Source organism: Pseudomonas sp. HOU2 (assembly GCF_040729435.1).
In the GTDB taxonomy this organism is placed as follows: Bacteria; Pseudomonadota; Gammaproteobacteria; order Pseudomonadales; family Pseudomonadaceae; genus Aquipseudomonas.
Genome location: NZ_CP160398.1, coordinates 3,307,485 through 3,320,121, shown reverse-complemented (window position 1 = coordinate 3,320,121; position 12,637 = coordinate 3,307,485). Strand labels below are relative to the sequence as shown.

The window sequence follows — 12,637 nt, the reverse complement described above, 5'->3', positions numbered from 1 at the left end:
TAAAGGTTTTCGACGCAGGATCAGTCGGGACGAATGACCTTGCCGGTTGCCAGATCGCGAATCACGCTGGGGTTCTTGCGCCCGCCCAGTTGCCCGCCAAGGATCAGGTCGATCTGCCCACGGAAATACTGCTCGACGCGCAACCGCGTGCGCGCCGCCGGCCGCCCCTGCGGGTTGGCCGAGGTGGAAATCAGCGGCCCGACCATCGAGCACAGATCCCGCACCTGCGGGTGATCGCTGACCCGTAGCGCCACCGTGTCATGCACGCCCGTCACCCATTCCGGCAACAGGTTCTGATGCGGCACCAGCCAGGTGTTCGGTCCCGGCCAGGTGCTGGCCATGCGGTCGATCCACTCTTGCGGGAAGTCTTCGAACAGGAAGTCGAACTGGCGGATGTTGTCGGCGACCAGGATCAGGCCCTTGTCCACCGAACGGTTCTTGATCGCCAGCAGCCGATCCACTGCCTCTTCGTTCCACGGGTCGCAACCCAGCCCCCAGACGGCTTCGGTTGGATAGGCAATCACCGCCCCGGCGCGAATCTCTCGTGCGGCTTGTTGCACACGCCAACTGTTGACCATGAAAAAACTCTCCGAAAACAGGTTTTGCGCAGTTTACCGATCTTCCCTGTAAAACCTAGCGTGTCCTCGCCAGCCAGCGACCGTTTTCGCACACTGCGCGGCCGTCCATTTCCAGTTCGGTGAGCGCGGCCAGCACTTTTGGCAACGCCCAGCCGCTGCTGTCGACCAAGGCTTCGCTGGTGTGCGGTGCGGCGTGCAGCAGATCAAGCAAGGGATGCGCGGCATCCGGCGGGTCTGTGGCTAACGGTAAATGCTGCCAGCCGCGCAAGGCTTCGAGAATGTGTTCGATGGTTTCCACCAGCACCGCACCGTCGCGGATCAACTGATGGCAGCCACGTGCTCCGGGGTGATGGATCGAACCGGGAATCGCATACACCTCGCGACCCTGTTCCGCCGCCAGCCGGGCGGTGATCAGTGAACCGCTGGCGACACTCGCCTCGACCACCAGCACGCCAAGGGACAAACCGCTGATGATCCGGTTGCGTCGCGGGAAGTTGCTGGCCGTCGGCCCGGCGTCCAGTGGAAACTCCGAAAGCACCGCACTGCCGGAGGCGATCATGGCATCGGCCAAGCGCCGATTGCGCTGTGGATAAAAATTTTCCAGGCCAGTGCCGAGTACGCCAACGGTTTGCCCGCCGACGTCCAGCGCTGCTTGATGGGCCGCCGCATCGATGCCTAGCGCCAAGCCACTGGTGATGACAAAACCGGCCCCGGCGAGGCTGCGGGAAAACGCTGCGGCGGTGTCCATTCCCGGACGCGAAGCACGGCGACTGCCGACCATCGCCAACTGTGGTTTTTCCAGAATCATCGGGTCGCCGGCCACGAACAACAGCGGTGGCGGGTCGGGAATCTGCGCCAGCAGCGCGGGGTAATCCGCTTGATCCCACATCAGCAAATGCTGCTGCGGGTGCTCTAGCCAGCGCATCGCATGGCTGGCGCCGTCGCGTACTTCGGGGCTGCGCCGCGCCTCGGCCGACGCCGCCGGTAAACCCAGCGCACGCCAGGCACTGGCCGGCGCACTGATGGCTTTTGACGCCGAGCCGAAGGCTTCAAGCAATTTGGCAAAACGTTTCGGGCCGATTTCCGGCAAGCGGTGCAGGCGCAACCGCGCTTCCAGTTCCGCAGGGGAAACCGGCGTATGGGCAGACAGCATGGTGGATCATCCTTGATCGTTATAAGTCCCGAACCATTCGGAACAAGCTGTGGATAACTCTGTTGGTAACTTGTTAAGCCTGCTAAGGATTTCGCACCTTGTCGAGCACCGCCAGCGAGCGCGATGCGTTGAGGACGAGGCCGTAACTGAGTTTGTCGTAAGTGCGGAACACCATCAGCAACCCGGCCCGTTCGTCAGGAATTTTCAGCGGCTGCCCGGTGATCCGGTCGCGCACGGTTTCCCCGGTCTTCATCACCACCAGCACGTTGCCTTCAGCGAGGCCGTCGCGCTTGCCTTTGTTCAGGGTGACCACGTCCATTACGCCGATCTGCGTGACGCCGCGCGGCACGTCGATGATCAGGCCGTTGATGGTGCTGGCCGGGGCGCTGGGCATGAAGGTCGAGTTGATCGAACGCTCTTCGCCGCTGAACAAACGATCGCCGAGGCGTACTTCCTGGGTGGTGCGTTGCAGGGCGAGGGTGGCGACGTCGCCTTCGGTGGCGACGATTTCACCGCCGCCGATGTCGTCGGCGTTGATCCCCAGGAATTCCTTGGTCTGCGGGTCGGTGTAGACCTTGCCCTGGCGGAAGATGCCGTACACCGGTTGATTCGGGTCGAAGTGGCCGCGAGCGAAGATCCGGTCGCCGGTGCCGCTGAGCACACGCTCGGCATCGCCGGCGACGATGTACGGCGCCTTGTCGAAGTCCTCGACCTTGTCGACGATGCGATTGCTCAGCAGGAAACTGTTGATCGACTTCAGCGGAATGCTCGGAATCGCCTCGGCCACGGGGCTGGTACGGATGCGTGGCGACAGCTTGATGGTGCCCCGTGACTCGCCGCGATTGAGGGTCAGTTGCGGCTGGCCGTTGACGTAACTGAGCGTCAGCGTGTCACCGGGGTAGATCAGGTTGGGGTTTTCAATTTGCGGATTGGCCCGCCACAGCTGTGGCCATTGCCAGGGCTCGCGCAGGTATTTGCCGGAAATGTCCCAGAGTGTGTCCCCTGAAACCACCGTGTATTGCTGTGGAAAACCATCCCTGAGTTGCACTTGCCCTTGCGCAGCCGTGGCCGAAGCCAGAAGCAGCAGGGCGAGTAGTGTTTTCCTCATGCAGCGAATCCCTTTATCATGTGCGTTCGCGTGAACCGTCAGAGCCCCCGTGGCTCGCTGGTGCAAATTGCATTGGCTACGCTTCACAACGGTAGCCTGCATCTTCGGACCTGCCAGGCCATCGACCCGACTTTACTCAATACGTGCAGCAATCAGCCTATGGCCATTTTAAACATCCTCGAATTCCCGGACCCGCGTCTGCGTACTATCGCCAAGCCTGTGGCTGTAGTGGACGACGAAGTGCGTCAGTTGGTCGATGACATGTTTGAAACAATGTATGAAGCGCCGGGCATCGGCCTTGCCGCGACCCAGGTCAACGTGCACAAACGTATCGTCGTGATGGACCTTTCCGAAGACCGCACCGAACCCCGGGTGTTCATCAACCCCGAGTTCGAATCGCTTACCGACGAGATGGATCAGTACCAGGAAGGCTGCCTTTCAGTGCCGGGTTTCTACGAAAACGTCGACCGCCCGCAGAAGGTCAAGATCAAGGCGCTGGACCGCGATGGCCAGCCTTACGAACTGATCGCCGAAGGCCTGCTCGCGGTGTGCATCCAGCACGAATGCGATCACCTCAACGGCAAGTTGTTCGTCGATTACCTGTCCACGCTCAAACGCGACCGGATCAAGAAGAAACTGGAAAAGCTCCACCGCCAGAACGCTTGATGCCCCTCTTCAAAGGCTTGCTGCGGCAAGCCTTTTTCTTTTTATGAGATTCCCTTCATGACTGAGCCACTGCGCATCGTTTTTGCCGGCACCCCCGAGTTCGCCGCCGAACACCTCAAGGCCCTGCTGAACAGCCCTTACGAGATCGTTGCGGTCTACACCCAACCGGATCGTCCGGCCGGTCGCGGGCAAAAACTGATGCCGAGCCCGGTCAAACAGTTGGCCCTGGAAAATAATATCCAGGTGTTGCAGCCGCCGACCCTGCGCAACGCTGATGCTCAGGCTGAACTCGCCGCATTGAAGCCGGATTTGATGGTGGTGGTCGCCTACGGCCTGATTCTGCCGCAAGCGGTGCTGGATATTCCGCGTCTGGGCTGCATCAACAGTCACGCCTCCTTGCTGCCACGCTGGCGCGGTGCGGCGCCGATCCAGCGCGCCGTGGAACACGGTGACGCCGAAAGCGGCGTGACCGTGATGCGCATGGAAGCCGGCCTCGATACCGGGCCGATGCTGCTCAAGGTGGTGACCCCGATCAGTGCCGACGACACCGGTGGCACGCTGCACGACCGCCTCGCCGAAATGGGCCCGCCCGCCGTGGTTCAGGCAATTGCCGGCCTGGCCGCCGGAACCCTCGAAGGCGAAGTGCAGAACGACGAGCTCGCCACCTACGCCCACAAACTCAACAAGGATGAAGCACGCCTCGACTGGCGCCGTCCGGCGGTTGAGCTGGAGCGTCTGGTCCGTGCGTTCAACCCATGGCCGATCACCCACAGCACCCTCAATGGTGAAGCGCTGAAAGTGCTGGCCGCAACGCTGGCTGACGGCAAAGGCGCACCGGGTGAAATCCTCAGCGCCAGCAAGGACGGTCTGATCGTCGCCTGCGGTGAGCAGGCACTGTGCCTGACCCGTATGCAACTGCCCGGCGGCAAGGCGCTGAACTTCAGCGACCTGTTCAACAGCCGCCGCGAAAAATTCGCCGTCGGCACGGTGTTGGGTGCAGCGGTGGACGCGCAATGAACCCGCGTCTGGCCGCCGCCAAGGCACTCGCCGCCGTGCTCAGCGGCAAGGCGTCGCTCAACAGTTCCCTGCCGACGCAACTGGACAAGGTCGAAGACCGCGATCGCGGCTTCACCCAGGATCTGGCGTTCGGCACCGCGCGCTGGCAGCCACGGCTGTCGGCATTGGCGGAAAAGCTGTTGCAGAAACCGTTCAAGGCTGCCGACGCCGATGTCGAGGCGCTGCTGCTGGTCGGTCTCTATCAACTGCTCTACACCCGCGTACCGCCGCACGCGGCCATCGGCGAAACCGTCGGTTGCGCCGATAAGCTGAAAAAGCCCTGGGCCAAAGGTTTGCTCAACGCCGTGCTGCGCAACGCCCAGCGTGAAAGCGAGACGATTTTCGCTGAGCTGGAGCGCGATCCGGTGGTGCGCACCGCCCACCCGCGCTGGCTGCAAAAATCCCTGAAAGCTTTCTGGCCGGAACAATGGGAAGCGATCTGCGCCGCGAATAACGCCCATCCGCCGATGATCCTGCGGGTCAACCGCCGTCATCACAGCCGCGACGCCTACCTCGGTTTGCTTAGCAACGCCGGCATCGCTGCCACGCCGTGTGTTTACAGCCGCGACGGCATCGTCCTCGAAGCCGCCACCGACGTGCGCAGCCTGCCGGGTTTTGCCGAAGGCTGGATCAGCGTGCAGGACGAAGCGGCGCAACTGGCCGCCGACCTGCTCGATCTGGCTCCGGGTCAGCGAGTGCTCGACGCCTGCTGCGCCCCTGGCGGCAAGACCTGCCACATCCTTGAAGCCGAACCGGCGCTGGCCGGCGTGGTGGCGGTGGATCTGGAAGCCAAGCGTCTGGTGCGGGTAAAGGAGAACCTTGCGCGGCTGGGCCTGAGCGCCGAACTGATCGCCGCCGACGGCCGCGATACCGCCGCGTGGTGGGACGGCAAGCCTTTCCAGCGCATCCTGCTCGACGCGCCATGTTCGGCCACCGGGGTGATCCGCCGCCACCCGGACATCAAGCTGACCCGTCAGGCCGACGACATCGCCGCCCTCGCGCAACTGCAAGGCGAACTGCTTGACGCCCTGTGGAAAACCCTTGAAGTCGGCGGCATCCTGCTCTACGCCACCTGCTCGACGCTGCCGACCGAGAACACCGAAGTCATTGCCGCGTTTCTCGAGCGCACGCCCGGTGCCCGCGAACTGGATCTGGCAACAACGGCCGGGATCAAACAGCCCCATGGTCGCCAATTGCTGGCCCAGCAGGGCGGGCATGACGGGTTCTACTACGCCAAGCTGATCAAGATCGCTGCCGCGCGCGGCTAAACGGATTCAATGGAGTGACTGGATGAAAATCATCATCCTCGGTGCGGGGCAGGTCGGCGGTTCGCTGGCCGAACATTTGGCGAGCGAAGCCAACGACATCACCGTGGTCGACACCGACGGCGACCGCCTGCGCGACCTCGGCGACCGTCTCGACATCCGCACCATCCAGGGCCGGGGTTCGCTGCCGTCAGTGCTGCGTCAGGCCGGCGCCGACGATGCCGACATGCTGGTGGCGGTGACCAACAGCGACGAGACCAACATGGTCGCCTGTCAGGTCGCGCACACCTTGTTCCACACCCCGACCAAGATCGCCCGGGTGCGCGAAGCGTCCTACCTCAATCGCGAAGAACAGCTGTTCCAGAACGAAGCGATTCCGGTCGACGTGCTGATCAGCCCCGAGCAGGTGGTGACCAACTACATCAAGCGTTTGATCCAGCATCCGGGCGCACTGCAAGTGATCGACTTCGCCGAAGGACAGGCGCAGCTTGTCGCGGTGCGCGCGTATTACGGCGGGCCGCTGGTGGGTCAGCAGCTGCGCCAGTTGCGCGAACACATGCCGAATGTCGAAACCCGCGTGGCCGCGATTTTCCGCCGCGACCGGCCGATCCTGCCCCAGGGCGATACGGTGATCGAGGCTGACGACGAAGTCTTCTTCATCGCCGCCCGTGAGAATATTCGCGCAGTGATGAGCGAAATGCGCCGTCTCGACGAAACCTACAAACGTATCGTGATTGCCGGTGGCGGACAGATCGGTGAGCGTCTGGCCGAGGCCATCGAAAGCCGCTACCAGGTGAAGATCATCGAGATGAGCCCGGCGCGCTGCCGCTATCTCTCCGACACCCTCGACAGCACCGTGGTGCTGCAGGGCAGTGCGTCGGACCGTGATCTGCTGCTGGAGGAAAACATCGCCGACGCCGACATCTTCCTTGCGCTGACCAACGATGACGAAGCCAACATCATGTCGTCCCTGCTGGCCAAGCGCCTGGGCGCGAAGAAGGTAATGACGATCATCAACAACCCGGCTTACGTCGACCTGATCCAGGGTGGCGACATCGACATCGCCATCAGCCCGCAACTGGCGACCATCGGCACCTTGCTCGCTCACGTGCGGCGTGGCGATATCGTCAGCGTACACTCACTGCGCCGGGGTGCGGCAGAGGCCATCGAGGCGATTGCCCACGGTGATGCAAAGTCGAGCAAGGTCATCGGCCGGCCGATCGAGAAAATCGGCCTGCCACCGGGCAGCACGATTGGCGCGATCATCCGTAACGAAGAAGTGATCATCGCCCACGACGATACGGTGATCGAAACCGGCGACCACGTGATTCTGTTCCTTGTGGATAAAAAGCATATTCGCGATGTGGAGAAGCTGTTTCATGTGGGTCTCAGCTTTTTCTGATCCTGAATGAGCGGTGCCTTCATTGGCCCCATCGCTGGCAAGCCAGCTCCCACAGGTTTTTCGGTTGTTCACAAATGTGATGTGCACCCGAGATCCTTGTGGGAGCTGGCTTGCCAGCGATGGCGGCACCGCAGATCTTTCTGACGCACTAGAAAAGGACTCCACCAATGCTCGAATCCCTGGAAAAAATGCTCGCCAAGGGTGTGGATAACTCATTGCTGCGCTTTGGCCTGGGCAAGGGTTATCTGGATTTGGGAGAGAACGCCAAGGCCGCCGAGCATTTACAGCGCTGCGTCGACTTCGATCCGAAGTACTCAGCGGCGTGGAAGCTATTGGGCAAAGCGCAACTCGCACTCGGCGATCACGCCGCCGCACGGCAGGCGTGGGAGCAAGGTCTGGAAGCCGCCCGCGCCCATGGCGACAAGCAGGCTGAAAAGGAAATGACGGTGTTTCTGAAGAAGCTCGACCGTCAGGCGCAATAAGCTAGAGATAACGCAGGCCGATGCCCTCGGCATCTACCGTCACCACTTCCATCCGCACCCGTGGCGCGCCGGTGGGTAAATCCTGGACCTGGCCATAAACCACCGCGCCTTTGGGCAGTGAAGCCAGGCCTGGATGCTGGACATACACCCCGGTGGCCGACAGATTGCGCGTCTGACCCAGGCATTCGCCGAAGCTGTCGTGGGTGATCTTGATGCGGAAGGATTTGCGTTGTTCGGACATCTTTATGCGCCCTTGAATGAACGGGGTTGTGGATAAGCCGCAGGAGCAAGATCAAAAGATCGCAGCCTGCGGCAGCTCCTACGGGTTATCCACAGAGTGTGCCAACTTGCTCAGTACCAGCGCGCTTCGCCCGGTGGGCGTTTCTTGAAGCGCTTCATGCTCCACATGTATTGGCTTGGATAGGCGGCAACGTAGCGTTCGACCACTTTGCTCATGGCCGCGCAGGATTCCTCAGTGTCGGTGCTGTACATGGCTTCTGGCGCTGCTTCGAGGATCACTTTGTAGCCGGAACCGTCCGGCAGGCGCAGGGCATGCAGGAACACCCCGACCGCTTTGCCGCCGGCAAGCATGTTCGGCACGAATTTGCTGGTCAGTGCCTGAGTGGCGAAGAACGGCACGAAGATCCCCGCGGATTCGGCCGGTTCCGGGTCAGCGGGAATGCCGACTGCACCACCTTTGCGCACTTCCTTGATGACGCTGAGAATGCCTTCCTTGGTGGAAGCGGCGACCTTGTTGCCCAGTTGCACGCGCTGCTTGCGCAGCAATTCATCCACCGCCTTGAGCTTCGGCGGGCGGTAGAAAATGATCGGTTTGCACTGGCTGCAATAGAAGTGGTTGAGCACTTCCCAGTTGCCCAGGTGACTGGTGATGCCGACCACGCCTTTGCCCGAGGCCAGCGCCTCCTTGAGGATGTCCAGGCCTTCGACTTCGCGCACCAGATCGATCGAGCGCTGCGCCGGCCAGATCCACGCGCAGGCGCTTTCGGTCAGGGATTTGCCGATGTCTTTCAGGCTCTGGCCAACCAGGCGCTCGCGCTCGGCCGGGTCCATCTGTGGAAAACATTTGGCGAGGTTGATCCGCACCACATCGCGGGAGCGGTTGGGGGTTTTCCACATGATCCAGCCGATCGCCGAACCCACGGCCTGCACGGCCCGCCATGGCAGCAGGGCAAACAGCCGCAGAGCGCCTACCAGCAAGGCGCCTTTAAACTTTTCCACAGGTCACTCCTGATTTTGTGCTGTGCGCGAGGCGGCCATTCTAACCGCCGTTGACCAGCTGCGCGTAGCGGTCACAGTCCTGAGTGTGATCCATGACCATGCCCGAAGCCTGCATCAGTGCGTAGCAAATGGTCGGGCCGACGAACGTGAAGCCGGCCTTTTTCAGGGCTTTGCTCATCGCCAGCGCTTCGGGGGTGATCGCCGGGACTTCGCTGCGATCCTTGAAATGATTGATGATTGGTCGGCCGCCGACGAACGACCAGAGGAACGCTACCGGGTCCTCCAGCGCCAGCCAGGCCTGGGCATTGCGTCGGGCGGCATTGAGTTTGAGGCGGTTGCGGATGATCCCCGGATCGAGCATCAGTTCATCGATCTCGGCGTCGCTCATCTGCGCCACGCGCTGCACGTCGAAGCCGTACAACACCTCGCGGTAGCGCTCGCGTTTGCGCAGCACGGTGATCCACGACAGCCCGGCCTGGAACCCTTCGAGCAAAAGCAACTCGAACAAACCCTGCGCATCGCGTAGCGGCGTGCCCCACTCCTGATCGTGATAAGCCATGTACAGCGGATCTTCGGTACACCAAAAGCAGCGTGGCATAAGGCTCCAGGGGGCGTGCGCAGCAACGAATCGGGTATACTCCCGCTCTTTAAATCGCAGCCCAAGAAACAGGTGAATTTCGTGAGCCAGCCTACGCCAGCCGTGCGTACCTTCCAAGACTTGATCCTCGCGCTCCAGCAATACTGGGCCGAGCAAGGTTGTGTGGTACTTCAGCCCTACGATATGGAAGTAGGCGCCGGCACTTTCCACACCGCGACCTTCCTGCGCGCCATCGGCCCGGAAACCTGGAACGCCGCGTACGTGCAGCCAAGCCGCCGTCCGACTGACGGCCGTTACGGCGAAAACCCGAACCGTCTGCAGCACTACTATCAGTTCCAGGTCGTGCTGAAGCCGAACCCGGACAACTTCCAGGAACTGTACCTGGGCTCGCTCAAGCATGTCGGTCTGGACCCGCTGGTCCACGACATCCGCTTCGTCGAAGACAACTGGGAATCGCCGACCCTCGGCGCCTGGGGTCTGGGCTGGGAAGTCTGGCTGAACGGCATGGAAGTGACTCAGTTCACCTACTTCCAGCAGGCCGGCGGCATCGAGTGCTACCCGGTGACCGGCGAGATCACTTACGGTCTCGAGCGTCTGGCCATGTACCTGCAGGGCGTGGACTCGGTCTACGACCTGGTCTGGGCTGACGGCCCGTTCGGCAAGGTGACCTACGGCGACGTGTTCCACCAGAACGAGGTGGAGCAGTCCACCTACAACTTCGAACACGCCAACGTCGACAAACTGTTCGAACTGTTCGACTTCTACGAAAGCGAAGCCAAGCGCCTGATCGAACTCGACCAGCCGCTGCCGTTGCCGAGCTACGAAATGGTCCTGAAGGCCTCGCACACCTTCAACCTGCTGGATGCGCGCCGGGCGATCTCGGTGACCGCGCGTCAGCAATACATCCTGCGCGTACGCACCTTGGCGCGTTCCGTTGCGCAAGCCTACCTGCTGGCCCGCGCCAAGCTGGGCTTCCCGATGGCAACCCCGGACCTGCGTGACGAAGTACTGGCCAAGCTGGAGGCTGCACAATGAGTGCTCAAGATTTTCTGGTTGAACTGGGCACCGAAGAACTGCCGCCAAAAGCCCTGAACACCCTGGCTGAAGCGTTCCTCGCCGGTATCGACAAGGGCCTGCAAGCTGCCGGCCTGAACTACGAAAGCAAAACCGTCTACGCCGCACCGCGGCGTCTGGCCGTACTGATCACTGCACTGGCCACCCAGCAGCCGGATCGCAGCATCAACCTCGACGGCCCGCCACGTCAGGCTGCCTTCGATGCCGAAGGCAACCCGACTCAGGCAGCCCTGGGCTTTGCCAAGAAGTGCGGCGTCGAGCTGAGCGAAATCGACCAGAGTGGTCCAAAACTGCGTTACAGCCAGAACATCGCCGGCAAGCCGACCGCCAGCCTGCTGCCGACCATCGTCGAAGATTCGCTGAACGACCTGCCGATCCCGAAACGCATGCGTTGGGGTGCGCGCAAGGAAGAGTTCGTGCGTCCGACCCAATGGCTGGTGATGCTGCTCGGTGACCAGGTCATCGACTGCACCATCCTCGCGCAGAAGGCTGGCCGCGACTCCCGTGGTCACCGCTTCCATCACCCGGAAAGCGTGCGCATCGGTTCGCCGTCGAGCTACCTGGCCGACCTGCGTGCTGCCTATGTTCTGGCCGATGCCAACGAGCGTCGCGAGATCATCAGCAAACGCACCGAGGAACTGGCGACCCGTCAGGAAGGCACCGCGATCGTGCCGCCGGCGCTACTCGATGAAGTGACCGCGCTGGTCGAATGGCCGGTGCCGCTGGTGTGCTCGTTCGAGGAACGCTTCCTCGACGTGCCGCAGGAAGCGCTGATCACCACCATGCAGGACAACCAGAAGTACTTCTGCCTGCTGGATGCCGACGGCAAGTTGCTGCCGCGTTTCATCACCGTCGCCAACATCGAATCCAAAGACCCGCAGCAGATCATCGCCGGTAACGAGAAAGTGGTTCGCCCACGCCTGACCGACGCCGAGTTCTTCTTCAAGCAAGACAAGAAGCAGAAACTCGAAGACTTCAACCTGCGTCTGCAGAACGTGGTGTTCCAGGAAAAACTCGGCAGCGTCTACGACAAGGCCGAGCGCGTTTCGAAACTCGCGGCCTACATTGCCGCGCGGATCGGCGGCAACGCTTCGTGGGCGGCCCGTGCCGGCCTGCTGTCGAAGTGCGACCTGGCCACCGAAATGGTCGGCGAGTTCCCGGAGATGCAAGGTGTCGCCGGTTACTACTACGCCCTCAATGACGGCGAGCCGGAAGACGTCGCGCTGGCGCTGAACGAGCAATACATGCCACGCGGTGCCGGTGCTGAACTGCCGGCGACCCTGACCGGTGCAGCCGTTGCAATCGCCGACAAGCTCGACACCCTGGTCGGCATCTTCGGTATCGGCATGCTGCCAACCGGCAGCAAGGACCCGTATGCCCTGCGCCGTGCGGCCCTCGGCGTGCTGCGGATCCTGATCGAGAAACAACTGGATCTGGACCTGAACGACGCCGTGGCGTTCGCCGTGAGTGCGTTCGGCGCCAAGGTCAAGGCTGCCGGTCTGAACGACGCGGTGCTGGAATTCATCTTCGACCGTCTGCGTGCACGCTACGAAGACGAAGGCGTGGATGTCGCCACCTACCTGTCGGTACGTGCCCTGAAGCCGGGTTCGGCGCTGGACTTCGACCAGCGTGTGCAAGCGGTGCAGGCTTTCCGCAAATTGCCGGAAGCGGCAGCGCTGGCGGCAGTCAACAAGCGTGTGTCGAACCTGCTGAGCAAGGTGGAAGGCTCGGTGCCGACCGACGTCCAGGCCAAGTATTTCGACAACGCCAACGAGTTCTCGCTGTACTCGGCGATCCAGCAAGCGGATCAGGCGGTGCAGCCAATGGCCGCAGCGCGTCAGTACAACGAATCGCTGGCGCGTCTGGCAGCATTGCGTGAGCCGGTCGACGCGTTCTTCGACGCGGTGATGGTCAATGCCGAAGACGCCAATGTGCGGGCCAACCGTTACGCGCTGCTGGCGCGTCTGCGTGGCCTGTTCCTCGGGGTTGCCGACATTTCGTTGCTGGGTTGAGGGA

The 12,637-nt window shown here is 62.0% G+C and carries 13 protein-coding genes; 7 read left to right on the top strand and 6 right to left on the bottom strand.

Going from position 1 to position 12,637, the window contains the following annotated elements:
- Positions 1-20: 20 nt before the first annotated feature.
- The 3 genes from ABV589_RS14985 to ABV589_RS14975 form a co-directional block, all read right to left on the bottom strand.
- Entirely contained in the window at positions 21-578 is a 558-nt protein-coding gene (locus ABV589_RS14985) for an L-threonylcarbamoyladenylate synthase (RefSeq protein WP_007962683.1), read from the bottom strand.
- 55 nt (positions 579-633) lie between these two features.
- Positions 634-1,731 (bottom strand): DNA-processing protein DprA, encoded by a 1,098-nt coding sequence (gene dprA / locus ABV589_RS14980; protein ID WP_367082228.1) that lies wholly within the window; start codon positions 1,729-1,731, stop codon positions 634-636.
- Positions 1,732-1,813: 82 nt separating this feature from the next.
- Entirely contained in the window at positions 1,814-2,839 is a 1,026-nt protein-coding gene (locus tag ABV589_RS14975) for a LysM domain-containing protein (protein ID WP_329696861.1), read from the bottom strand.
- A 159-nt stretch (positions 2,840-2,998) separates the two neighbouring features.
- Between ABV589_RS14975 and def the strand changes: the two genes are divergently transcribed.
- The 5 genes from def to ABV589_RS14950 all read left to right on the top strand — a co-directional run bounded on the left by def (position 2,999) and on the right by ABV589_RS14950 (position 7,710).
- Positions 2,999-3,505, top strand: coding sequence for a peptide deformylase (gene def / locus ABV589_RS14970; RefSeq protein WP_027610272.1), 507 nt, complete (start codon positions 2,999-3,001; stop codon positions 3,503-3,505).
- Positions 3,506-3,562: 57 nt separating this feature from the next.
- Positions 3,563-4,522 (top strand): methionyl-tRNA formyltransferase, encoded by a 960-nt coding sequence (gene fmt, locus ABV589_RS14965; protein WP_367082226.1) that lies wholly within the window; start codon positions 3,563-3,565, stop codon positions 4,520-4,522.
- On the top strand, positions 4,519-5,829 hold the full coding sequence (gene rsmB / locus ABV589_RS14960) for a 16S rRNA (cytosine(967)-C(5))-methyltransferase RsmB (RefSeq protein ID WP_367082224.1): 1,311 nt from the start codon (positions 4,519-4,521) through the stop codon (positions 5,827-5,829). Before fmt ends, rsmB begins: the two co-directional genes overlap by 4 nt.
- 22 nt (positions 5,830-5,851) lie before the next feature.
- Positions 5,852-7,228 (top strand): Trk system potassium transporter TrkA, encoded by a 1,377-nt coding sequence (trkA, locus tag ABV589_RS14955; protein ID WP_367082223.1) that lies wholly within the window; start codon positions 5,852-5,854, stop codon positions 7,226-7,228.
- Between the two features lie 167 nt (positions 7,229-7,395).
- Entirely contained in the window at positions 7,396-7,710 is a 315-nt protein-coding gene (locus tag ABV589_RS14950) for a tetratricopeptide repeat protein (RefSeq protein WP_367082221.1), read from the top strand.
- Position 7,711: 1 nt separating this feature from the next.
- Here ABV589_RS14950 and ABV589_RS14945 read toward each other — a convergent pair whose 3' ends face one another.
- The 3 genes from ABV589_RS14945 to ABV589_RS14935 all read right to left on the bottom strand — a co-directional run bounded on the left by ABV589_RS14945 (position 7,712) and on the right by ABV589_RS14935 (position 9,547).
- Positions 7,712-7,951 (bottom strand): PilZ domain-containing protein, encoded by a 240-nt coding sequence (locus tag ABV589_RS14945; protein WP_367082219.1) that lies wholly within the window; start codon positions 7,949-7,951, stop codon positions 7,712-7,714.
- 110 nt (positions 7,952-8,061) lie between these two features.
- A complete protein-coding gene (locus tag ABV589_RS14940; protein WP_003220227.1) occupies positions 8,062-8,949 on the bottom strand; it encodes a lysophospholipid acyltransferase in 888 nt (295 codons plus the stop codon).
- A gap of 40 nt (positions 8,950-8,989) precedes the next feature.
- The gene (locus tag ABV589_RS14935) at positions 8,990-9,547 is read right to left on the bottom strand and encodes a DNA-3-methyladenine glycosylase I (RefSeq protein WP_098966431.1); all 558 of its coding nucleotides are present in this window, start codon (positions 9,545-9,547) and stop codon (positions 8,990-8,992) included.
- A gap of 81 nt (positions 9,548-9,628) precedes the next feature.
- Here ABV589_RS14935 and glyQ point away from each other — a divergent pair, with 81 nt between their 5' ends.
- Positions 9,629-10,582 carry a glycine--tRNA ligase subunit alpha gene (gene glyQ, locus ABV589_RS14930; protein ID WP_003187265.1) on the top strand — a complete coding sequence of 318 codons (954 nt, stop codon included), beginning with the start codon at positions 9,629-9,631 and terminating at the stop codon, positions 10,580-10,582.
- Positions 10,579-12,633 carry a glycine--tRNA ligase subunit beta gene (gene glyS, locus ABV589_RS14925; RefSeq protein ID WP_367082217.1) on the top strand — a complete coding sequence of 685 codons (2,055 nt, stop codon included), beginning with the start codon at positions 10,579-10,581 and terminating at the stop codon, positions 12,631-12,633. Before glyQ ends, glyS begins: the two co-directional genes overlap by 4 nt.
- Positions 12,634-12,637: the final 4 nt, after the last annotated feature.